19 protein-coding genes and 1 tRNA gene are annotated in these 23,009 nt (G+C 42.4%); 11 read left to right on the top strand and 9 right to left on the bottom strand.

The features are described 5' to 3' along the window. Positions 1 to 58: 58 nt before the first annotated feature. Both HY064_04000 and HY064_03995 read right to left on the bottom strand, forming a co-directional pair. Positions 59 to 1,666: a S8 family peptidase gene (locus tag HY064_04000; protein ID MBI3509802.1), complete on the bottom strand. Its 1,608-nt coding sequence runs from the start codon at positions 1,664 to 1,666 to the stop codon at positions 59 to 61. Between the two features lie 142 nt (positions 1,667 to 1,808). Continuing rightward, positions 1,809 to 2,756 (bottom strand): hypothetical protein, encoded by a 948-nt coding sequence (locus HY064_03995; GenBank protein ID MBI3509801.1) that lies wholly within the window; start codon positions 2,754 to 2,756, stop codon positions 1,809 to 1,811. A gap of 228 nt (positions 2,757 to 2,984) precedes the next feature. On the opposite strand from HY064_03995, the gene HY064_03990 reads away from it, so the two are divergent. Beyond that, a complete protein-coding gene (locus HY064_03990) occupies positions 2,985 to 3,581 on the top strand; it encodes a pseudouridine synthase (protein ID MBI3509800.1) in 597 nt (198 codons plus the stop codon). Positions 3,582 to 3,592: 11 nt separating this feature from the next. After that, positions 3,593 to 4,105, top strand: coding sequence for a DinB family protein (locus tag HY064_03985; protein MBI3509799.1), 513 nt, complete (start codon positions 3,593 to 3,595; stop codon positions 4,103 to 4,105). A gap of 141 nt (positions 4,106 to 4,246) precedes the next feature. On the opposite strand, the gene HY064_03980 is transcribed toward HY064_03985, so the two are convergent. Further along, positions 4,247 to 6,772 (bottom strand): PAS domain S-box protein, encoded by a 2,526-nt coding sequence (locus tag HY064_03980; protein MBI3509798.1) that lies wholly within the window; start codon positions 6,770 to 6,772, stop codon positions 4,247 to 4,249. A gap of 544 nt (positions 6,773 to 7,316) precedes the next feature. Between HY064_03980 and HY064_03975 the strand changes: the two genes are divergently transcribed. After that, a tRNA-Thr gene (locus HY064_03975) sits at positions 7,317 to 7,388 on the top strand. Between the two features lie 62 nt (positions 7,389 to 7,450). Here HY064_03975 and HY064_03970 read toward each other — a convergent pair. Then, positions 7,451 to 8,590 (bottom strand): cysteine desulfurase, encoded by a 1,140-nt coding sequence (locus HY064_03970; GenBank protein ID MBI3509797.1) that lies wholly within the window; start codon positions 8,588 to 8,590, stop codon positions 7,451 to 7,453. A 148-nt stretch (positions 8,591 to 8,738) separates the two neighbouring features. Then, complete coding sequence (gene glmM, locus HY064_03965; GenBank protein ID MBI3509796.1) at positions 8,739 to 10,139, bottom strand: phosphoglucosamine mutase; 1,401 nt, start codon at positions 10,137 to 10,139, stop codon at positions 8,739 to 8,741. Positions 10,140 to 10,327: 188 nt separating this feature from the next. Between glmM and HY064_03960 the strand changes: the two genes are divergently transcribed. From HY064_03960 to HY064_03935, 6 genes are all read left to right on the top strand, one after another. Then, complete coding sequence (locus tag HY064_03960) at positions 10,328 to 11,716, top strand: tetratricopeptide repeat protein (GenBank protein MBI3509795.1); 1,389 nt, start codon at positions 10,328 to 10,330, stop codon at positions 11,714 to 11,716. A 44-nt stretch (positions 11,717 to 11,760) separates the two neighbouring features. Then, a complete protein-coding gene (locus HY064_03955; GenBank protein MBI3509794.1) occupies positions 11,761 to 12,540 on the top strand; it encodes a phosphosulfolactate synthase in 780 nt (259 codons plus the stop codon). Positions 12,541 to 12,556: 16 nt separating this feature from the next. Beyond that, complete coding sequence (locus tag HY064_03950) at positions 12,557 to 12,874, top strand: rhodanese-like domain-containing protein (protein MBI3509793.1); 318 nt, start codon at positions 12,557 to 12,559, stop codon at positions 12,872 to 12,874. A 67-nt stretch (positions 12,875 to 12,941) separates the two neighbouring features. Continuing rightward, positions 12,942 to 13,589, top strand: a complete 648-nt coding sequence (locus HY064_03945; GenBank protein ID MBI3509792.1) for a VTT domain-containing protein — start codon at positions 12,942 to 12,944, stop codon at positions 13,587 to 13,589. 2 nt (positions 13,590 to 13,591) lie between these two features. Next, positions 13,592 to 14,356 carry a shikimate dehydrogenase gene (locus tag HY064_03940; protein ID MBI3509791.1) on the top strand — a complete coding sequence of 255 codons (765 nt, stop codon included), beginning with the start codon at positions 13,592 to 13,594 and terminating at the stop codon, positions 14,354 to 14,356. A gap of 237 nt (positions 14,357 to 14,593) precedes the next feature. Continuing rightward, positions 14,594 to 15,961 (top strand): T9SS type A sorting domain-containing protein, encoded by a 1,368-nt coding sequence (locus HY064_03935; GenBank protein ID MBI3509790.1) that lies wholly within the window; start codon positions 14,594 to 14,596, stop codon positions 15,959 to 15,961. Here the strand turns inward: HY064_03935 and bshB1 are convergent, their stop codons facing one another. Next, positions 15,962 to 16,678 (bottom strand): bacillithiol biosynthesis deacetylase BshB1, encoded by a 717-nt coding sequence (gene bshB1 / locus HY064_03930; protein ID MBI3509789.1) that lies wholly within the window; start codon positions 16,676 to 16,678, stop codon positions 15,962 to 15,964. It lies immediately after the preceding gene. A 36-nt stretch (positions 16,679 to 16,714) separates the two neighbouring features. After that, a complete protein-coding gene (locus tag HY064_03925; GenBank protein ID MBI3509788.1) occupies positions 16,715 to 17,683 on the bottom strand; it encodes a class I SAM-dependent methyltransferase in 969 nt (322 codons plus the stop codon). An 83-nt stretch (positions 17,684 to 17,766) separates the two neighbouring features. Between HY064_03925 and HY064_03920 the strand changes: the two genes are divergently transcribed. Beyond that, positions 17,767 to 18,279 carry a nuclear transport factor 2 family protein gene (locus tag HY064_03920; GenBank protein MBI3509787.1) on the top strand — a complete coding sequence of 171 codons (513 nt, stop codon included), beginning with the start codon at positions 17,767 to 17,769 and terminating at the stop codon, positions 18,277 to 18,279. A gap of 86 nt (positions 18,280 to 18,365) precedes the next feature. On the opposite strand, the gene sucC is transcribed toward HY064_03920, so the two are convergent. Beyond that, the gene (gene sucC, locus HY064_03915; GenBank protein MBI3509786.1) at positions 18,366 to 19,577 is read right to left on the bottom strand and encodes an ADP-forming succinate--CoA ligase subunit beta; all 1,212 of its coding nucleotides are present in this window, start codon (positions 19,575 to 19,577) and stop codon (positions 18,366 to 18,368) included. Positions 19,578 to 19,800: 223 nt separating this feature from the next. On the opposite strand from sucC, the gene HY064_03910 reads away from it, so the two are divergent. Further along, positions 19,801 to 22,269, top strand: a complete 2,469-nt coding sequence (locus HY064_03910) for a carbohydrate binding family 9 domain-containing protein (GenBank protein ID MBI3509785.1) — start codon at positions 19,801 to 19,803, stop codon at positions 22,267 to 22,269. Positions 22,270 to 22,306: 37 nt separating this feature from the next. On the opposite strand, the gene HY064_03905 is transcribed toward HY064_03910, so the two are convergent. Next, complete coding sequence (locus tag HY064_03905; GenBank protein ID MBI3509784.1) at positions 22,307 to 22,801, bottom strand: GNAT family N-acetyltransferase; 495 nt, start codon at positions 22,799 to 22,801, stop codon at positions 22,307 to 22,309. Positions 22,802 to 23,009 lie beyond the last annotated feature (208 nt).

Genomic DNA, 23,009 nt, shown 5'->3' with positions numbered 1-23,009 from the left:
AATTACACAAAATTTCTAAACTTTCAGTAATTATTGAAAATATAATTATTTTATTTTATTAGTCCATCCCGATGATGAGTATGCGTTTGGTTTCCACCATGGCCTCGCCGATCGAGAAGCGCACCAGGTATTCGCCGGGAGCAAGCATTCCTTTCATTACTACTTCCGTCCTGTCGCCAACATATCTTTTGTTCAGCATTTGTGAAGCTACGAGCTCCCCTTCTTCATTGTAGATCCGCATCAGTACCGGCGAAGGCGCTGCAGAAAGAAACTCCACATAAAAATCTCCATTACCCGGATTGGGATAAATACTGAAATGATTCATTCCTGCCGAAGCAAATCCTGTGTTTCCCGAGGCCAGAGCAAGAGTGGAATAAGCATTGATCCTCCCCGCTCCTAATTGCCCGGTGTAAGATGAATTCATGGCATCAATGTTATCGCATCCCGATTTTAGAAAATTCTCCGCCTGCGATTCTGTAAATCCGGGATTCACTGCATACTCAAGACTTACAAGTCCGGCAACCAACGGGCAAGCCATGGAAGTTCCGCTCAGGTAACCGTAAGTATTATTTCCTTCCGGTAAAGTGCTGAGTATTCCTGATCCCGGCGACATTACATCAATCCACGAACCGTAATCTGAAAAATAAGAACGTGAATCATCGGGATCAGTAGAGCCGACCGCAATAACATAAGCGTACGCCGCAGGATAAAATACATTCGAAGAATTATCATTACCCGCTGCAGCTACAAGAACAATCCCTCTCGCTTGCGCAGCGCCCACAATATATTGCCACGTGAGCGTTGTGTTGTTGCTGCCGAATGACATGGAAATAATTTTTGCCCCTGCAGACATCGCGTAGTCCACTCCTTCGTACGCAGCAGTAAGCACATCTCCATTAGTGGAGTTGGAAGCGCATTTCACGGAAATGATACTTGACTGGTAACCGATGGACGCAATTCCCATTCCATTATTACTTGTGGCCGAAGCAATTCCTGCGCAATGTGTTCCGTGAATGAAATAACCATTGTTGAGCGTTCCCGGAGGTGGAAGCGGATCATTATCATTATCCGCAACATCGTATCCATGCACATCATCTACATAACCATTGAGATCATCATCAATTCCGTTGCCGGGAATTTCACCGGGATTAGTCCACGCATTTCCAAATAAATCTTCATGCATGTAATCTACCGCGTTATCAACGATTGCGATCTTCACCGCAGCAGATCCGGAAGAGATATCCCATGCCTGTGGTGCATTTATTTTATGCAATCCCCATTGTGTACCCGCATTATAATCATTCGGTGAGTAACTGAGATTATAAAGCGGGGCCTTCTCCGCATATTCAACATAATCGAGAAATGTCATTGCGTTCAGAAGATTATCCACCTGGTTTATATCAGTGAAAAAAAGTTTGTAGATATTCTGTAGCGAAGGATCGGGAGTTTTGAATGCTTTCTCGATGTCGGTGACGTGGTAAGCGCTGATGATCATGGCAAGATCATGCGGAGGATTTGTAAAACTAATCTGGATACTTGCGTTGTCAAAGACTTTGAAATAAATAACCCCGTCCACGTAATCGGGATAAATGGTTTGCGCAAATGTTCCCTGAATGCCTGCGGCGAAAATCATCGCCGCAAAAAAAGCGCGAAAAGTTTTTTTCATGGCTTTGCAGTATTGAAATTTACCGGCAGACTTTTTCTGCCGTCACTTCAATATTACAAATGGAATGAAAGTGTCATTTGTTTTTTTCGATTGCCAGTAACAAAGAGATGATGGGTTGTTGATTTGAAAGGAAATTTTAAAATCACAATTTTTTATACCAATGCCTTTCCTCTGCCGGAATTCCCGTTACTTCTTCCGGCGGTTTTTCCATTATCAATTCCGGCCACAATTTTGTTTTGAATCCTTCGAAATCTTTCGCCCACTCTTTATGCGCATACACGCACACGGGCAAACAGATGCTGCAGTAATTATGTTTTGCAAAATAAGGAAAACATTTTCCGGTGTCCACCATGTAACGGTCGTTTCCCAAATGATCTTTTCCCGCTTCAGGGCTGCGCTCATCGGGAATTGCTTTTGCGGGGCAATAAATTCTGCACGCTTTACAACTATCACAGAATTTTGCAATGCCGGCGTCGATCGGTTTATCAGTTGTCATTTCCAATGAAGTGATCACACTTCCCAGGCGGAACAGCGGCCCCATTTTCGGATGAATGATGGAACCGTGACGGCCGAGCTCGCCGAAACCTGCTTTGAGTGCAAGCGGAATGTGCAGCACATCACTATCACCGAGCGGATGTTCTACACGGCACGCATACCCGAGCGCACGTATGTATTCCGCGAGCGCGATCACAATTTCACCGAGCGATTCGTAAATTCTCAGGCATTCTATTGCGGATTCTTCCGAAGCAACTTTCTGAAAATTTCTCCACAACATTTTTTGCCCGACAACAATCGCATATTTTTCATCGATCATTCTTCCACGATAAATATCCGTTGGTTCGATCGCTGCAATTCCTACTTCATCGGCGCCCAGCATTTTCGCTTTTATTTTTATCATCCGCGCAGCTTCTGTTGAATTCCGGAAAACATAACGATCGTGGGAAATTTCTCCTTCGAATCGCGCATACTGTCCTTCTTTTATATTTTTCAGGATCACATCGGCTTCGGGAATTTTTATGCTCCTCCCTCCTACTGCGGCGTACCACAGATCCCAATTAAAAGCGGGAGGAGAAGTCGGAGATGAATTCATTTTTTTTTATTTGATCGATTACCGGCTGAAAAGATACAGATTCACAGATAAATTTTATCTTGTGGTAAATAGAGTTTATTCCGAATAAGATACTAAATGCGAAACAGGAAACTTTTTGACATTCAAATGAATCAGACTGAGCATCGGGAATACCTTGCAAATGCTCAGTTTTTAATAATGGAGCACTTGCAATCATTGTTATACAACTCTTAATCGATATAAACTCTAATGTTTTCCTATTTCGTCATTTACAAACCTTATGGAATGCTTTCCCAGTTTACGCCGGAAGGAAATAAACCGGCGCTCGGAAGTTTATTTGATTTTCCGAAAGGTTGTTATCCCGTGGGGCGACTCGATTCCGACAGCGAAGGATTATTGATCCTCACCAATGACAAAAAGCTGAATTACGAATTGCTTGATCCCGGGAAAAAACATCTGCGCGAATATTACGTTCAGGTGGATGGAGCGATCACCGATGAAGCAATAGAAAAACTCTGCCATGGAGTGCAGGTAAAATCGGAAGGAAAAAAATACACTACACTTCCCGCAAAAGCAAAACGAATTGATGATCCTTCACTTCCACCGCGCGTTCCCCCGGTTCGTTTCAGAAAAAATATTCCCACTTCATGGATCAGTCTCACTTTGCTCGAAGGAAAAAACCGCCAGGTGCGGCACATGACGGCTGCAGCCGGATTTCCTACCTTGCGATTAGTGCGTGTGCATATTGAAAAACTTTCACTGGGAAAAATGCAGCCCGGCGAAGTGATGGAATACAAAGCAGAAAAAATTTATTCTCTTCTTCAGCTCAGAACAAAAATAGTTTAACCGGATAAAAAATGGTCAGTGAAATAATTCATAATCTCGATTTCAATTTCGCTTATGCGAATAAACTGGTTGAAGATGTTTCTGATGAACAGATGGCGATCAAACCGTCAGCGGGCCTTGATAATCATCCTGCGTTCACACTCGGGCATCTTGTAACCGCATGTGCAAACCTTGTGAATAATCTTACCGGCCAATTCATTCTACCCGATGGATGGAAAGAAATTTTTCAGCGCACAGGCCCCGGCGATCCTTCATTGCCCAACCCGGATGCAAAAGTTTATCCTTCGAAAGCAGAACTACTCCGCGAGTTGAAGATCCAGCATGAACGGTTGATCAGCATCCTCATGAAAATGGATAAGAAAAAACTAAACGAGAATTTTCAGTGGAGATTTTCTTCTTTTCTTCCCACTTATCTCGACCGCATCATGTTTCTCTGTGTAAATCATTATGCGATGCATCTCGGCCAACTTGCTGCGTGGAGAAGAGCAATGGGAATGAAAAGTGCATTGGGAGAATTAAAGTGAAAAACAAATTACAAATTGCAACAAAGCAGAGCGCAGGTCACTGCGATCCCGAATTTATTCGGGAGAAGCAGTCTTGTGCGTTGGTTTCCATAGTTTGTGATTTGCCTGCCCGCCGCAGACAGGGAATTTGTTCCTTTGTTATTACAGGATAACCGTAAACGTAGTTCCTATCCCCTCTATACTGCTGTATTCAATACTTCCATTCAGCTTTTCCACACCTTTTTTCACGAGGTAAAGTCCGAGCCCTGATCCTTTCGATACCTGTGTTCCGCGGAAATACATATCAAAAACTTTTGGCTGAATAGCTTCATTTATGCCGATGCCATTATCGCTGAAAACAAATTTTGTTCCGCTGCCATTTTTAAAAATACTGATCTTCAGGAATGGATCCTCGTTACGTACATCCTGGTATTTTATCGCGTTGCTGATCAGGTTCTGAAAAATGGTTTCAAGAATAACTTTATTGGAAGTGAAATGACCGGGCAGTTGAACGCTGGTACTGATATTGATGCGGGAAAATTCCGGCATGAATTTCAATTCCCCAATAATGTTGGCTATCATTCTTTCAATGTCGATCATTTCTTTCTCGATGTCCACATTTTTAATATGCATCAGTTTCAACAGATCGGTAAGCGTGGAATCGAGCGCTTTGGCTTTCGTGCCTATATAATCGAACATTTTAATTTGTGTTTCATCTTTCGATTCGCGTTTACCAAGAATTACAAGGCCGAGAATGGAAGTCAGCGGTCCTCTCAGATCGTGCGATGCTTTATAAATAAATGTTTCGAGTTCATTATTGGTCGTCTTCAGATCTACTTCCATTTTTTTTCTTTCCGAGATATCCTGCGCAGCCACATAAATAATTTCTTCACCATTCATATTCTGGTAAAAAGTGCTGACAATAACATGAATGATGCGGCCGGCTTTTGATTTCCATTCACGTTCACCGAGAGAGACTTTTTTCCCTTTCAGTGTTTCAGAAATGCGTCCGTCGATATTTTCTTTTGAATGATTTACGAATTCATAAATGTTTACGGAATCAATCTCTTCTTTCGAATAGCCGAGTAATTGTAAAAAAGAAGGATTCGCATAAATGATCCTTTTTGTTTCCGGGTCAACAAAATAAATACTCATCAAAGATTCATTAATAAAAGTGCGCATGCGTTGTTCGCTTTCCGAAAGAGAATCCTGCACTTTTTTTCTATCGGTTACATCATGACACAAACCATGAAGGCCAATAGGTTTTCCATCGGGGCCGAATTCGAACCTGCTTTCCGAATGAATGTGTTTTACTGTTCCGTCCTTATGAACGATGCGATGAAAAAAAGATGCGCCTTTAAATTCGGATTTTGATTTTTTAATTTCCTCTTTCACAAAATCAAGATCATCGGGGTGAATGAACGAAAGCCACGATTCAACAGTGTGTTCGTTTTCTTCCGGTGAAAGTCCGTGAATGCGGCACGCCTCATCTGACCATAGAACTTTTCCTGATGCCAGATTCACTTCCCAACTTCCGATGTGCGAAATCGATTGCGCCTGTTTCAATCGCGATTCACTTTGCCGTAATACAAGATCAGTTTCTTTCAGGTGAGTGATATTGGTTTGCAATCCTATCGATCCGATCACTTTTCCGTTCCGGTCCAGGTAAGGTGAACCATTTATGAGCACCCATATTTTTTTCCCGCTTTTTGTTGTAAGCTGAATTTCGTACTTGCCTGATTTTTTTTCCAGCCGCTCGGCAATTGCTTTTTTCACCTGTTCTTTCTGCTCCGGGGTTGACAGCAAAAGATCACTGGCTCCTTTCCCTTTGAGTTCACCTAATTCATATTCTAAAGTGGTACAAAACATTTTATTTGCATACATGATCCGGTCTTCGTTATTCACGATCAGTATGCCTTCATTCATACTTTCCACGATCTGTCCCCACTGGTGTTTCGGAGAATAATCAAGCAGGTTGAATTTTGTGATTGCTATAAGCGAAGAAATGGAGAATAAAGTAACCAGCGGAGTGGTGATGGGGATATCATCCATTTTCAAAACCATTGGAAAAATAACTTCAGCAATAATTCCTCCGAGCACCGGCAATGTCATTCCGCCTGCAAGCAGAAGCGCCTGCTTTTTCTTCAGCATATCTTTTGGAAGTTTAAAATAAGAAAACCAGAGAATGCTCATCATCAGAAGTGCAGTTACGCTCAGCCAGATAAAAATCGTGTTATCCACCAATGACGGTTCAGGATTTGCGATCCAGTTCCAGGTTGAAGACTTTACTACCCGAAACGAATCAAATCGTGCCATGATGAGCAATTCAAGAAGTACCGGTGGTGTGAAAAGAAAAAAATTAATGACACGCACATTTAATTTTTTGTACAAGCCGGTAAAATACAGCACAAATAAAAGTCCGAATGGAATGGTAAACACCCAGCAGGCAAGTGAGAGCCGGCACCATTCCAAAGCAGTTTCGTGCGAATTGCTCATTCTCATAAGTCCATCAGACATTTGTCCGATAGCCAGCATAATTACAAAGAGGGAAAAAGAATAATTGGTTCTGTTACGCGGAAGGAAAAAAGAAGCATAAATGAAAATGGCTGCATTGATCAATGCAGGTAGTAAAGAACCGAGCAACAGTTCCCACCGGTCGAAGCTGAGGTTAAAAAGATTCTCCTGCATTGGGGGTTACAAGGATAGGGAGTCAGCACAGTGTAGATTGTTTTACGCTTATGAAAAAGGAAGGTTGGCCGGGGTTTCATACAAAATCGATGAATTCCTTACATCGGCACAGGAAAATATTAACAACGGGGGTAGAAATTGAAATACAGATGAAGTAAGTGAAGAAAATAATTTGAATGAAGAATGCCCGTGAAATGATCAGCAAAAAAAATCAATTACCCTCCGGTAATAATCCAATGGCGGAAAAAATCATCCACATTTCATTTTCAAAAAATAAGAAATAATCGTGCCGTTTCCGGAATAACAGCTAATAGGATAGTGGGTCAGTTTGAAATTTTTGATATTTCTTTGAGCCTTTGTGACTTTGTGGCCTCGTAAGTATTTTCCAGATAAAAATTGTTTTGTTATCAATGAAATTTAGCGATGCCACAAAGACACTAAGTTTCAAACTGAAAATATTGTCAAAATCCAAACTAATACACTACCCTAATAGACGATTTGCGATCTGTTCTCGAATAAAGTTTATTTTTGCAGCCGCAAACCGGCCAACTTAGCTCAGGGGTAGAGCAGCTCATTCGTAATGAGCAGGTCGTCGGTTCAATTCCGACAGTTGGCTCAGAAAAAAAGGTTCTTCATTTCGAAGAACCTTTTTATTTTTTTATTTCTGGAAAGCAAAAACTATTTCATTGCCGCGACAGGAAATAATTCTTTCAGTTTAGAAACGGTGTAATCTATTTCTTCTTTTGTATTGTATTTGCTGAAAGAGAAACGCACGGAAGGGCGCGACATATCTGTTCCTATTGCGCGCAGCACGTGCGAACCCACATTGCTGCCCGAAGAACATGCACTTCCGGCCGATGCTGCAATTCCGTTAATGTCGAGATTGAAAACAAGCATTTCTGCATTGTCGGTAGGTGGAAGACAAACATTGAGCACCGTGTAGAGCGAACTTCCTTTTGCATCGCCGTTGAATTTCACCCCGGGAAGATTTTTTTCTAATTGCGCGATCATGTAATTTTTCAAACCGAGAATATATTCCTGCGTTTTTGCAAGATCACGGTAAGCGATCTCCATGGCTTTTGCAAGTCCAACGATTCCGTAAACATTTTCAGTTCCCCCGCGCATGTTGCGTTCCTGCGCGCCACCGACGATGAGTGGTGAAACATGAATTTCACTATTGATGTAAATGAAACCAACACCCTTCGGTCCGTGAAATTTATGCGCCGCGCAATTCAGAAAATCAACATGAACATCTTTCAGGTCGATGTTGTAATGTGCAATGGTCTGCACCGTATCGGAATGAAAAACTGCATTGTATTTCCTGCAGAGTTCGCCCGCTTTTTTTATCGGTAAAAGATTTCCGATCTCGTTGTTAGCATGCATGAGCGAAACAAAAGAGCGTTCATTATTCTTCAGGATATTTTCAAGATCAGCAAGATCAATGTGCCCGTTCTCCGCCAGTTTCACCAATGAAAGTTTGATGAGGCCTTTGTCGGCCATCGCCTCCAGGGTGTGCAACACGGCGTGATGTTCTATTGGAGAAGTCACTGCATGTTTTATTCCCATTCCTTCCATCGAACAGCGGATCGCCATATTGTCGGCTTCAGTTCCTCCCGAAGTGAAAAATATTTCAGAAGGAGAACAGTTGAGTAATCGTGCCACAGTTTTACGCGCCTGCTCAAGCGTAGCGCGCGTTTGCCTGCCCCATGCGTGTATGGAAGAGGGATTTCCGAAATGTTCGTTCATGAGCGGAAGCATGGCTTCGAGCACTTCCTTATCGAGCGGTGTGGTTGCGGCGTTATCGAGATAGGCTTTCATACGGTGGAGATTCGATGAAATACAAAGGTAGGGAATTCGAAAATTCTAAATTCGATCATTTGAAGATCCGGAGATTCAATATTGACCATTTATGATTTTAAATTGATCCCGCCGCGATTAATCAATCTTCAAATTTCAAATTTTGGATCTATGCCTGCTGCGCTTTGATCAGTTCTTTGATATCTGCAATGATCTTCTTCGCGAGATTCTGTGCAGTGGTTTCCGATTCACTCTCGGAATAAATGCGGATGATAGGTTCTGTATTCGATCGGCGGAGATGAACCCACTCTTTATCAAATTCAATTTTCACTCCGTCCACAAGATCGACCGGATGCTTCTTGTATTTTGTTTTTATCCCGGAAAGAATTTCATCGACGTTCACTTCGGGGGTCAATTCGATTTTATTTTTTGAAATATAATAATCGGGATAAGACGCACGCAACATAGAACAGCTCTTTCCGAATTTTGCAAGATGTGTGAGGAATAATGCAATGCCGGCAAGTGCATCGCGGCCATAATGCAATTCAGGATAAATTACACCACCGTTTCCTTCCCCTCCGATGACGGCGTGATTGGCCTTCATCATTTCCACCACATTCACCTCGCCCACTGCTGAAGCAAAATATTTTCCTCCCGCTTTTTCCGTCACATCACGCAATGCGCGCGTGGAAGATAAATTGGAAACAGTATTCCCTTTTTTATTTTTCAGAACAAAATCAGCGATTGCAACAAGTGTATATTCTTCGCCGAACATTTCCCCGTCTTCGCAAACCAAAGCCAATCGGTCCACATCGGGATCTACAACAATTCCAAGATGCGATTTGCTTTTGGTAACCGTTTTTGAAATGTCACGCAGATTTTCAGGAAGCGGTTCAGGATTGTGAGCAAAATCACCGGTAGGGTCGCAGTGAATTTTTGTGATGTCTTCTACCCCGAGCGCATTCAACAACATGGGAACAACTATTCCTCCTGTGGAATTCACCGCATCGATCGCCACGCGGAATTTTTTTTCAGTGATCGCTTTTACATCCACAAGCGGGAGCGCGAGAATTTTCTCAATGTGAAATTGAAAATAATCGTTGTTGGTTTCCACTTTTCCGAGATTCCCTACTTCCGCAAAAAAATATTTTTCTGCAGCGGCAATTCCAAGCACCTCTTCCCCGTCGGCAGCAGAAATGAATTCTCCTTTTTCATTCAGTAATTTCAACGCATTCCATTGTTTGGGATTATGGCTCGCAGTAAGTATGATTCCGCCGGCGGCTTTTTCATTGGGAACTGCCATTTCTACTGTGGGCGTTGTACTCAACCCGATATCCACGACATCAATTCCCAGCCCGCAAAATGTTCCGGTCACAAGGCGATTTACCATGTCGCCGGAAATGCGCGCATCGCGACCCACAACTATTCTGCATTTTTTTTTACCTGATCTTTTTTTAGTCCACATGCCGAATGCAGCAGAGAATTTTACAATGTCGACTGGACTCAATCCGTCGCCGGGATCTCCGCCGATCGTACCTCGGATTCCGGAAATTGATTTGATTAGGGCCACCTGAATTATATTAAAAAGGATAGCAAAGATAGAGTGCGGGGAAAACTATCTAATTGGTAATTTCCGAAATATACTAACACTGCAAAAGCCTTTTTTAGTTAAAAACTTTTGCCGCTCCATCGGGCAAAAAGCAACTTTTGCCTGTATTAAACGTATCTTTGTATGAATAATATCCTAATACCCGTTCTATGAACGATGAGAAAAAACCCTCCCACGGGTTGATCGAGCGGTACGAAGAAATGAAACGGAGTGAATCTCTTGTTTTTTTTGAAGAAGAGGAACTGGAGGAGATTGCCGATCATTATATCCAGGCAAGACAAAACCGCAAGGCGCTTGAAGTGATCGCACTCGGAAGAAAACTTCATCCTTTCTCTCCTTTATTTGTCGTAATGAAAGCGCAGGTGCATGTGCACATGGGGGAAAACCAGGTAGCACTTGAAATTCTTGAAGAAGCCGAACGCATGGATCCTTTTTACGGAGAGGTGTTCATGACGCGCGGAAATATTTACGGGCAAATGGGGTTGCACGATAAAGCGATCGATTGTTACAACATCGGATACAAGTATGATATTTCTGAAGATGAAGTGAAATTCTGCACGGGCTATGAACTTTCTACAATGGGAAGTTATGCAGAAGCCGCTGTCATGTTCACGCGCACGCTCGAATTGAATCCCGATTATGACGCTGCACTCAATGAACTTGCTTACTGTTTTGAAATGCTCAACGACCGTGCACAGAGTATAGAATTTTTCAGTGGTTACACCGACAAACGTCCTTACAATCCTGCAGGTTGGTTTAGTTTGGGTGTTGCTTACAGCAGAAGCGGATTATACGAAAATGCAATTGAAGCTTATGATTACGCACTCGTGATCAAAGAAGATTATTCAGCCGCGTATTTCAATAAAGCAAATGCACTCGCTGCCACCGGGAAACTGGATGAGGCGATAGAAACATACAGGGAAACTTTCCGTTTCGAAGATCAGCGTGCGGAAACACATTATTACATCGGCGAATGTTTTGAACGCAAACAGGAATACGATAAAGCGCTCGTGCATTACAATCGCGCAACACGCATCGATCCGCAATTAGCCGATGCGTGGCTGGGCACAGGCATCATTCTCGAATTACAGAATCGCCTTCAGGAAGGAATTCATTATGTAAAAAAAGCGATCGAACTTGTTCCCGACAGCGCCGAGTACTGGTATGTGTTCGGTGACCTTCAAATGAAAATGGGATTCCAGGAAGAAGCTGAAATGGCTTACAAGCGCGTTCTTGAACTTGAACCTGACAATACAAATATCTGGCTCGATCTTTCCCGCGTACAATTTGAAATGCAGCATCGCCAAACTGCACTTGAAACCATACAGGAAGGAATTAAATTTCATCCCGACAATGCGGAATTGAATTACCGCATGTCGGCCTACTTGCTCAGTATGGGAAACAAACAAGAAGCGATCGGCTATCTCCACCAGGCATTGAAAATGGATTTTGAAAAACACAGTACACTTTTTGAATTCCTTCCTCAATTGAAAGAAAACAATGGTGTGACGGAGATTATAGAATCTTACCGCAAGTAAATTCAATCTCAAAGCATTTTTCATAGTTTTGTTTTTTGCATAAAATGAATATTGATCTCCCACACATTCCCGACCGCCCTTCCAAGCCAAGGAAAAACGGCCTCACTATGGTCATGGACAAAGGACTCGGCCTTCAACAGGCAGAGATGTTCATTGATGCAGCTGGCGGACTCGTTGATATTGTAAAACTCGGTTTCGGAACTTCTGTTGTTTCTCAAAATGTTGCAGAGAAAGTGAAGATGTATAAAGATGCGGGGATCCGCGTTTATCTCGGTGGAACTTTATTCGAAGCTTTTGCAGTACGCGACATGGTGGATGATTACATCCGATTTGCACAGAAATTAAAACTCGACCATGCAGAAGTGAGCGACGGATCGCTGGTAATGAATCACGATGAGAAATGCAAACTCATTCGCAAACTCTCTAAACATTTCACCATTCTATCGGAAGTCGGTTCCAAAGAAGAAGGCATCATCATTCATCCGAATAAATGGACTTCGATGATGCTCGCAGAACTGGAAGCCGGTTCGTGGAAAGTGATCGCGGAGGCGCGTGAGAGCGGCAACGTTGGCATCTATCACCGCAACGGGCAGGCGCATACTATGCTCGTGAATAAAATTATCGCGAAAGTGAAACCGGAAAATATTTTGTGGGAAGCGCCGCAGAAATCGCAGCAGATATGGTTCATCAAACTTTTCGGTGCGAATGTAAATCTCGGCAATGTGGCATTCGAAGAAGTGATCCCGCTTGAAACTTTGCGACTCGGATTACGAGGCGATACTTTTTTTACTTTCCTCCCGCAGAAACTGCATAACCCCGCTTGAAAAAATTATTCCGCTCATGAAAGAGATCAGTGTTTCAGAATTGAAAAAAATGCGCGACAACAACGAAGCATTCCAACTCATCGATGTTCGCGAACCGCATGAAGTAGAAATCGCCGAGATCGGCGGTGAATTGATACCGATGGGAGAAATTCTTTCTCAAACGGAAAAAATTTCACGCGATAAACCGGTGATCATTCATTGCAGGAGTGGCGCACGATCCGGAACGATCATTCACGCACTCGAAAAACAATTCGGATTTACCAATCTCTATAATCTCAAAGGCGGAATTCTTGCCTGGTCAAAAGAGATCGATTCTTCTGTCGCTACTTATTGATTTGAAAATTCAAAGATTCGATGATTTGAAATTGAATCTTTGAATTTTCAAATTTTCAAATATCCGAATGCATTACATCACCGGCTTTTTCCATTTTATTTTTCACCTGCACGACGCTCTTCCTGCATTCATTGATGCGCACGGCAATCTCATTTACCTTCTTTTTTTCATTGTCATTTTCATCGAAACAGGAATTGTGATCATGCCTTTTCTTCCCGGCGATTCACTGCTCTTTATTGCAGGATCATTCGCAGCTATAGGACAATTGAATGTCTTTGCTTTGATCGGTTTACTTTTTGTTGCTGCGGTTCTCGGCGACAACAGCAATTATTTCATCGGAAAATTCTTTGGTCATCGCGCAACGAAAATAAAATTGTTCGGAAGAAATCTCATCAAGCAAAAAAATATTGACAAGACGCATGGCTATTTCGAAAAGTACGGCGTACGCACGATCATCATCGCGCGTTTTGTTCCCATTGTAAGAACCATCACGCCGTTCGTTGCGGGCATCGGTGAAATGAAATATTCAAAATTCCTGTTATTCGATATTTTCGGCGGCGCATTGTGGATCTCTTCTATGACCATGATGGGCTATTTTTTCGGACAGGTTCCATTCATCGCTGCGCATCCTGAAGCAGTGGCTGTCGGAATAATTTTTATTTCCATTCTCCCGATGATCGTTGAGATCTGGCGCAATACAGGAAAAAAATCGTAGCCGTGCGTAAGTTCGGCCTCATCGGCTATCCCCTCTCCCACTCTTTTTCTGAAAAATATTTTTCTGAAAAGTTCAGGAAAGAAAATATTGCAGATGCTTCTTATCGATTATTTCCGTTGAAGTCCATTGAGGAATTTCCTGCTTTGCTTGAAAAAGAAAAAGATCTCAGCGGATTAAGCGTAACAATTCCTTACAAAGAAAAAATAATTCCTTTCCTCGATGAACTGGATGAAACCATAAGAGCGATTGGTGCAGTGAACACCATAAAATTTAAAATCCAAAATCCAAAATCCAAAATTGCCATAGGATACAATACCGACGTTTACGGTTTCCGGCAATCGATAAAACCTTTTCTCGCGTCGCATCACGAGCGTGCGCTGGTACTCGGGACCGGGGGCGCGTCGAAAGCAATTGAATTTGTTCTGAAACAGATCGGCATCGATTGTGTTTTTGTTTCGAGAGAGAAAAAAAATATTCAAGGGAAAAATATTTTACTTTATTCTGAATTGAACAACTACATTCTCGATTCGCACAAACTTATTGTGAACTGTTCACCAGTTGGAACTTTTCCCGATGTGAATGCTGCCCCGGAAATTCCGTATGAATTCATTAGCGAAAAACATTTTCTCTACGATCTTGTTTACAATCCGGCAGAGACAGAATTTTTAAAACGCGGAAAAGAAAAAGGCGCGATGACGATGAATGGGTTGGATATGCTGAAGTTACAGGCGGAGGAAGCGTGGAGGATCTGGAATTCGGATATTTGATAATTCAACGATTCGAAAATTTGGTAGTAGGTCATTTTGAAAATTTTTTAGCGCCTTAGCGTCTTTGCGGTTAAATAAAAGAATAGAATAGAAACCGCCCTTCAATTCTTCAGGGCAAGTTCCGGCGCGAAGTTGAATCGGAAAAGAACAAACTGACCCACTACCGAAAATTTAGCGGAACGTTATGCGGAGTTGTTTAGATAGTGGTATATTAGTTCAATAAAATCCCATTCCCCAATGAAAAAACTTCTACTTCTCCTCGCCCTTCTCACTTACCACATCTCACATCTCACTTCTCAAACATGGACGCAAGTCGGCACGCAGGGGTTTTCCAATCCTGTTTCCGGTTTTACTTACACCGGTTTTGCACTCGACAACAATGGTGCTCCTTATGTTGCGTATCCCGATGCGTCGAATTCCGGAAAAATTTCTGTGATGATGTACAACGGGGCGAGCTGGGTGAATGTGGGCGTCGCTGGATTTTCTGCCGGGCAGGGATATGAAGTTTCCATTGCGTTCAATGCAGCGAATGAACCTTATGTTGCATTCGGTGACCAGGGAAATTCTTCGCATGCCACCGTTATGAAATTCAATGGCGCGAGTTGGGTGAATGTAGGAAGCGCAGGATTTTCTGCGGGAGTGGTGAATGATCTCACGATAAAATTCAGCAGCGCGGATACTGCTTTTGTTTCTTATGTTGACAATGCTTATTCCGGAAAGGCGGTTGTGCAGAAATACAACGGCACTAATTGGCTGAATGTAGGAACTGCAGGATTCACGGCCGGAGGAACCGGCCAAATGAAAATGGCGCTGAGCGGAGCCGATCTTCCATACATCGCTTACCAGGATCAGACAGTAGGATTTATGGAGAGTTGCATGATGTACAATGGAACGAATTGGGTGCACGTGGGCTCTTCCACATTTTCTGCGGGAACTATTCAGTATTCGCACATCACTTTCGATAACAGCGGAACAACTCCTTACATTTCTTACAACACCGGTTCCAATCCTTTTGCGCCGAATGTGCAAATGTTCAACGGAGCAAGCTGGAATTATGTAGGCGGACAAAATTTAAATACCGATGTCGATTATCTCAACAACATTGCTCTTGATGCAGGCAATACTCCGTTCGTTGTTTTTCCCGATGGATCTTATTCCGGAAAAACTTCAGTAGAATATTTCACGGGTTCTTCGTGGGTGTACGCGGGCAATGCGGGATTCTCATTCGGGCAAATAGAATTTCCAAACATCGCGATCAATTCCACCAATGATATTTATGCAGAATATTGGGACAGCAACGATGCGAATAAAATTTCGGTGATGAAACTGAATGCGATCACTACTTCTGTAAGTGAAAACGCCCCGGATAATTTCATTTCACTTTATCCGAACCCGGCGAATGATAATGTGAAAATCTCATTGACGAGCAAAGTCACTGACACTAAAATAATATTGATCAGTGTTGATGGAAAAACTTTATTTGAAAAGAAAAATCAAACCGGCGACCAGTTCGTGCTGGATATATCTTCGCTTGCGAACGGAATTTATTTTGTTGAAATTCAGCAGCAGGATAAAATTATTAGAAGTAAAATTGTGAAGGAGTGATCACCTCAGCTTCATCATATCTTCCACTCCAATACTCCGCTCTACTGTAAATCCTTCTGCAAATTCCATCATGGCATCGCGCCCGAACACACGCATGCGCGCTTTCACGACTTCAAGAAATTCAGGAACAGAAATAGGAGTCAGAGGTTCTCTTGAATCAACATCGAAGAATTGAGAAGAGAAGGATTTGATCGCTTCCAGTTTTTTTTCCACAAATGAAGTTACATCCACAATGATATCTGCTTTCAACTGGCGATCCTGGATGTAATGATAAACAGCACGCGGCCTCCATGTCTCCTGCAATTTTCCATTGAAAGCAGTTTCAATTTTTTTTAACCCGGAATAAAAACAACTTTCGGAAACGAGATGCGCCGCACGCCCGTGATCAGGATGACGATCGTGAATTGCATTACAGAAAACAATTTGCGGGCGATGCTCACGGATCTTTTCAATTATTTTTATTTGATGCGTGTCATCATTTTTAAATCTTCCATCGGCCATTCCTAAATTCTCCCGGAATTTTACGCCAAGGATTTTTGCTGAAGCATCGGCTTCTTTCATTCTCAATTCAGCATTACCACGTGTTCCGAGTTCTCCTTTTGTGAGATCGATAATTCCTGCTGAATATCCGGCCGCGATGTGCTTGAGCAAAGTTCCTGCGCAGGAAAGTTCCACATCATCGGGATGAACGCCGAAAGCGAGAATATCTGTTTCCATAAAAATATTTTTTCGGAATGTATCAGGAATTAATTTTCATTGTTTCTCCACGAAGAAAAATTCATGTCCCATCCATCCTTTTTCAAAACACAAACGGTTCGATTGTTTCCAGAAGGCTTTCGCCCAGTAACCAAAATCTTTATTGAAAACTCCGTGAATGACGAGTCCCGTTACCTTGAACCATTTGCTGACAGGCGTGACCTTATTGAAATGATTTTTCCATCCTCTCATGGTCCACACATAATGTTTTCTTCCATCCACCACTTTGATCACTTTGTAATCTCCTTCTTTCGAACAGGAAAAGAAATGTTTGAAATCGCGCGGCAACCACGCATCCGGATAACGATACAACAAAAGCCCGATGTGATAATTTTTCTGCGTTTCATCATCTGTTCCTTCTTTCTCCACCTGGAGTTTTGCATAATCACATTCTTTTCCGTCGAAGGTCATGAATTGCCCGCCGATCCTTCCGCCGGGTTTCAATAATCCGTAACAGTAATCGAAAAACTGCCGGTAAATTTTATCCTGTTTTCCATTGACAAAATCTTTGGGTGAAACAAAATGTTCCGGAGAACCCATCACCACGATCGCATCGAACGGCCCATTGTCCGGTTTGAATTCCTGCCACACTTCACGGTGAACATTGTGTCCCGATTTTTTTAAATATTCATATTGATTTTTCCCAGGGCAAATAGAAGTGACATCCACACCTTTTCCCCTGCAATAATCGGAGAATGGCCCCCAACCCGGGCCTATTTCAAAAATTTTCATTCCCGCATTTTCTTTTAAACCGAGGTAATGAAAATAGTTTTCATATTTCGCCTGTTGTGCCTTCCGGATATTTGCAAGCGTTGCTTCACCATAATCTCCCGGCCATGAATTCGACACCGAAGCAAAATCGCCCATGATGAGCCGGAATATTTTATCCATCGGATTGTAAGCAGCATTGTGTGGTTCAATCATTCCCTTTGATTTCGGGCCGACTTTCATTTTTTTAGTTTCCATTATTTCAGCAGAATTGAAATTGTTTTTTAAACCGAGAGGCGATGAAGATACCATTAAGTACGCAATTTGTTTTACTTTGCAAGATGAAAATATTATTCCCATTGCTATTCATCACCGTAGTTTCCGCTTCATGCGCGAATGAAAACCAGGAAAAAAAGAAAACTGATTCCATCATCTGCATTGTTCCTCCACCGACATTCGATCCACAATCGGAAAAGGAAACGATCAGGCAGCTTGAAAATAAATACGCGAAGTTTCTTACCAGCGGTAACGGAGATTCTCTTCTTGATCTTTATTCCGACGACATCCAAATCCTCGCCAATCAGCAAACGATCTTCACCGGGAAACAAGGCGTGAAAACTTATTGCAGCTACATGCCTGAAATTACTTTCGAACAACGAATAATGGTTTCACTCAACGGAACGAAAGATGTGTTGTATGAATCGGGGATAGAAACTTTATCAGGAAAGCGCGGCTCTCAATCATTCGGCGGAAACAGAAAATACCTGACGATCTGGAAATTAGTAAATGGCAAATACAAAATTGCAGTAGAAATGTGGAATGAGTTGCCGCCTCAGGCAATAAATTCAAAATGACAAATTCCTAGCGCAAGACTGATTGACTTCGTTCTCAGTGACCAGCGCCCTGGTTTTGGAATTTTGAATTTTTATTTTTTTGAATTTTATTTCAACACTTCCTTCACGAGATCGGCAGCTTCCTGCAATTGAATAGCCGAATAAACTTTCAACCCCGACTCTGTGATTATCTTTTTCGCTTCTTCGGCATTTGTTCCCTGCAATCGCACAATGATCGGAACTGAAATATTCCCGATGTTCCTGTACGCATCCACGATCCCCTGCGCTACGCGGTCGCAACGCACGATGCCACCGAAAATATTCACAAGGATCGCCTTCACATTTTTATCGCGGAGAATTATTCTGAACGCCTGTTCTACTCTTGCAGCATTTGCAGTTCCACCTACGTCGAGAAAATTCGCAGGATCGCCACCGGAAAGTTTAATGATATCCATTGTTGCCATGGCAAGGCCGGCTCCATTTACCATGCATCCTACATTACCATCAAGCTTCACATAATTCAATCCATGGCTTCCAGCTTCTACTTCAGTCGGATCTTCCTCGGTAGTATCGCGCATCTGTGCAATATCGGGATGACGGAAAAGTCCGTTGTTATCGACGGTAACTTTTGAATCGACGGCAATAATTTTTGCATCGGAAGTTTTGAGAACAGGATTTATTTCAAACATACTCGCATCGATCGCCTCATAAGTGGAATAAATTGCACGAATGAATTTCTGCATGTTTTTAAAAGCATCGCCGCTTAAACCGAGATTGAATGCAATTCTCCTGCACTGGAAATCACGCAAACCTACTTTCGGATCTATTTCTTCCGTGAAGATCAGTTCCGGTGTATCGTGTGCCACCGATTCAATATCCATTCCGCCCTGCGGAGAATACATGATGATATTTCTTCCTTTGCCGCGATTGAGCAACACACTCAAATAGAATTCTGCAGGTTTTTCCGGGCCGGGATAATAAACATCCTGCGCGATCAGAACTTTATTTACTTTTTTTCCATTCTCGCCGGTTTGTTTTGTAACGAGAAAATTGCCAAGAATATTTTTTGAAAAAGTTTTTACTTCATCGAGTGATTTTGCAAGAACAACTCCGCGCTGTTCTGTGCCTTTTATTTTTCCTTTCCCGCGCCCGCCTGCGTGTATCTGTGATTTCACCACCCACCACGAAGTGCCGGTTTGTTTCGAAAGTTCCTGTGCAGCGCTCACTGCATTTTCAGGCGTCTCGGCAACGATTCCTTCCTGTACAGGAACTCCGAATTTTTTCAGAATTATTTTACCCTGGTATTCGTGAAGATTCATAGTGGCGTTTTTTAGAGAGACAAATATATCGGGATTTACGATGTACTATTTACGATATACAATTTCTTTTTGAACCAATGTCAACATTCAAATTCGCCGATATTTTTAAATTGAAAATCGTACATCGTACATTTCCCTTTCCCTTCACATTATTTAACCCCCATTCATCAGATTTCATTTTTTAATACGTTTTTTATCAAACATCTTTGCAACACATTTTCCAATGAGAATAAACCTGCTCACGATCATTATTTTTCTGAATTGCTTCCGCTTGTCGGCCGGCAATGTGGATGACACAAGCATTGTAAGAAAAATACTTTCCACGAAACGGGCGGAAGTTGCGCCGAAGATAGATGGTAAACTCGATGATGATGCCTGGAAAGATGCAGAAGTTGCCGGCGATTTCATTCAGTACAGCCCGGTAGAAAAAGCTGCTGTGAGTTTTCCAACTGATGTGCGCATTCTTTATGACGACCAGGCCATTTACCTCGGTGCAATGTGTTACGATAATAATCCCGACAGTATCAAACGGCAACTCGGAACAAGAGATGATTACCTGAATGCCGATAATTTCATAGTGCGTTTCGATACGTACAACACACAACAGGATGCGTTCACATTTTCTGTAAGTGCATCCGGCGTACAAGGAGATTCGAGACTTTCCGATTATTCTTTCAATGCAGTTTGGGAAAGTGAAGTGAAAATTCTTTCCAATGGCTGGAGTGTTGAAATGAAAATTCCATGGTCGGCGTTACGCTTCCCGACGTCGCACGAACAAATTTGGGGATTGCAGCTTGCGAGAAATATTCAGCGGAAATTCGAATATGATCAATGGGCGCAAACTCCGAAGGAGAAAGCGAACTCAATGAAATATTGGGGATTGCTCAAAGGATTGACCGACATCAAAGAACCAGTTCGCCTTTCAGTCACGCCTTATCTCACCACGATCTGGCAAAAAGATTCGCGCTTCGGAGAAACAAATCCTTCAATGAGTCTTTCCGGCGGAATGAACCTGAAGTATGGTATCAATGAAAGTTTCACACTCGATATGACTTTGCTTCCTGATTTCAGCCAGGTGAAGAGTGATAACATTGTGAAGAATCTTGGCCCGTTTGAAATTCAATACCAGGATCAGCGTCCTTTCTTCACAGAAGGAACGGATCTTTTCACTCGTGGCGATATTTTTTATTCGAGAAGAATTGGCCGCACACCAAGTAATTTTTATTCCGCGCCTTACCTTACTGATTCGAATGAAGTGATCATAAAAAATCCATCACAATCGCATTTGCTGAATGCAACCAAACTTTCAGGAAGAACGAACGGCGGACTTGGAATCGGGTTGCTCAACGCGTACGTGGATAATACGTACGCGATCGCAAAGGACACACTCACTGGCAAGACGCGGAATATTCTCACTGAACCTTCATCGAACTATAATATTTTTGTTTTTGACCAGCAGTTGAAGAACAGTTCAGATGTTTTCATTACAAATACCAATGTAATCCGCTCTCACGGATTTCGTAGCGCGAATGTAACGGCATCTGGTTTTGTGCTGAACAATAAAAAAAATACGTGGGGTGTGGTTGGTGCAGGCGGAGTAAGCAACGTGATGACGCCAACCGGAAGTGTAGGAGAATTCACTTCGAAGATCGGCTATTATTACAATGCAGGGATATACAAGAACGGCGGAAAATTCCAGTACGGTATCAATCGTCAGGAGGTGAACAAGCAATGGGATTGCAATGATATGGGCATTAACCGCGAAACAAATTACTCGAATAATAATATTGATTTCTCCTATAATATTTTCAACCCGTGGAAATGTTTCAATAATGCGTTCTTTAACGCGAGCGCTACTTACAGCGACAACCTTACTACAGGCATCATGACGGGATTCAACATCGATATGTTCAGCAATGCGACACTGAAAAATTTCTGGAACGTTTACCTCGGTGGAGAATTCAACCCGGTTAAAGAACGTGACTTCTATGAACCTCGTGTAGATGGAAGATTTTATTTGCGCCCGAGATTGTTTTACACGTTTGCAGGAATCAATACCAACGAAAATAAAAAACTAAGTCTCGGATTCAATTTTCACGGCGGATCTACAGAGCAGATCAGCACTACGATACCTCCGAATCCTTTCTTCGGTATCGGCACCACCTTATTCTTCCGTGCAGGAAACAGGTTTACGCTCAGTTTGAGTTCAGACTATAGTGATGATAACGGTGATCGCGGCTGGGTGGAAACAGAAAGTGACGGAACCATTGTTTTCGGGAGAAGAGAATTGCGCACAGTAGAAAATTCTTTTTCTACTTCGTTCGTCTTCATGAAAGACATGTCCATCTCATTCATTGCACGTCATTACTGGGAAACCGGGAATTATCTCGGTTATTATGTGTTGAATAATGACGGAACGCTTACCGATTATGTGAATTACACAGGCGATCATAATTTCAGTTTCAATTCTGCGAGTGTGGATATGGTTTACAGGTGGATCTTCGCACCCGGCAGCACACTGAGTATTTCCTGGAAACAGAATGTGCTGAATGAACAGGCGATGATCGATTACAATTATTTCAATAATTTCAATTCGACGGTGAAAGCTCCGCAGTTCAACCAGGTTTCACTCAGCCTGCTTTATTATCTCGATTACAATTCTGTTGCGCACAAGCGACGTGCACAGAAGTGATCTTCGTGAGTCTTAATTAATTTTGCTGAACAACAAATTATTTTCTTCGCAGGATCATCATGTAATCATCCATCGAGTATCCTTCGCCAATGTCGAAATTCTTTGCATACTCAATGGTAAATCCGAGTTTGAAATAAAAATTAATGGCTTTGAAGTTGAGCCGGTTCACCTGCAGGCGCATGCTGTTGCACGCGGGAAATTTTTCAACCATCATTCCGAATATTTTTTTGCCGAGCCCTCTTCCCTGCTCTTTCATTTCAATATAGAATTTATGAAGAAAATATTCTCCATCATTTTTTTCAAGAACAGAAATGTAACCGATCGGAATTTTGTTTTCGTATGCTAAAAAAAATCGTTCGCCGCTTTCCATCTGTTCCCTGATGCTTGAGGAAGAATAACTTTTAGTGAGCATGTATTCTACCTGCGGCAATCCGATGATCGGTGAATAGTGTTCTTTCCAGATGCGATCAGCGAGTTGAATGATCACGGGAATATCGGTTTCAGAAGCCGGGCGTAAAATGAGATCAGACACGTTGGTGAATGAATTTAAGTTGACGGCAAAATTAGCCATTAACAATCAACTTAGTGGGAAGAAATTTTTCTGCGAAAATATTTTTCAGCGATGTGTGGGCGGTGTGAGAAAAAACACCCACGCAATGATAGAAAGCAATATCAGGAGAAGATATTGCCATATATCAGGAAAATGTTTCAGGTATTTGCGATTGAACGCTTTGATTTTT

It is taken from the genome of Bacteroidota bacterium (assembly GCA_016194975.1).
GTDB lineage: Bacteria > Bacteroidota > Bacteroidia > Palsa-965 > Palsa-965.
The sequence above is the reverse complement of the archived record's forward strand: the minus strand, read 5'-3'. Positions and strand labels throughout refer to the sequence as shown.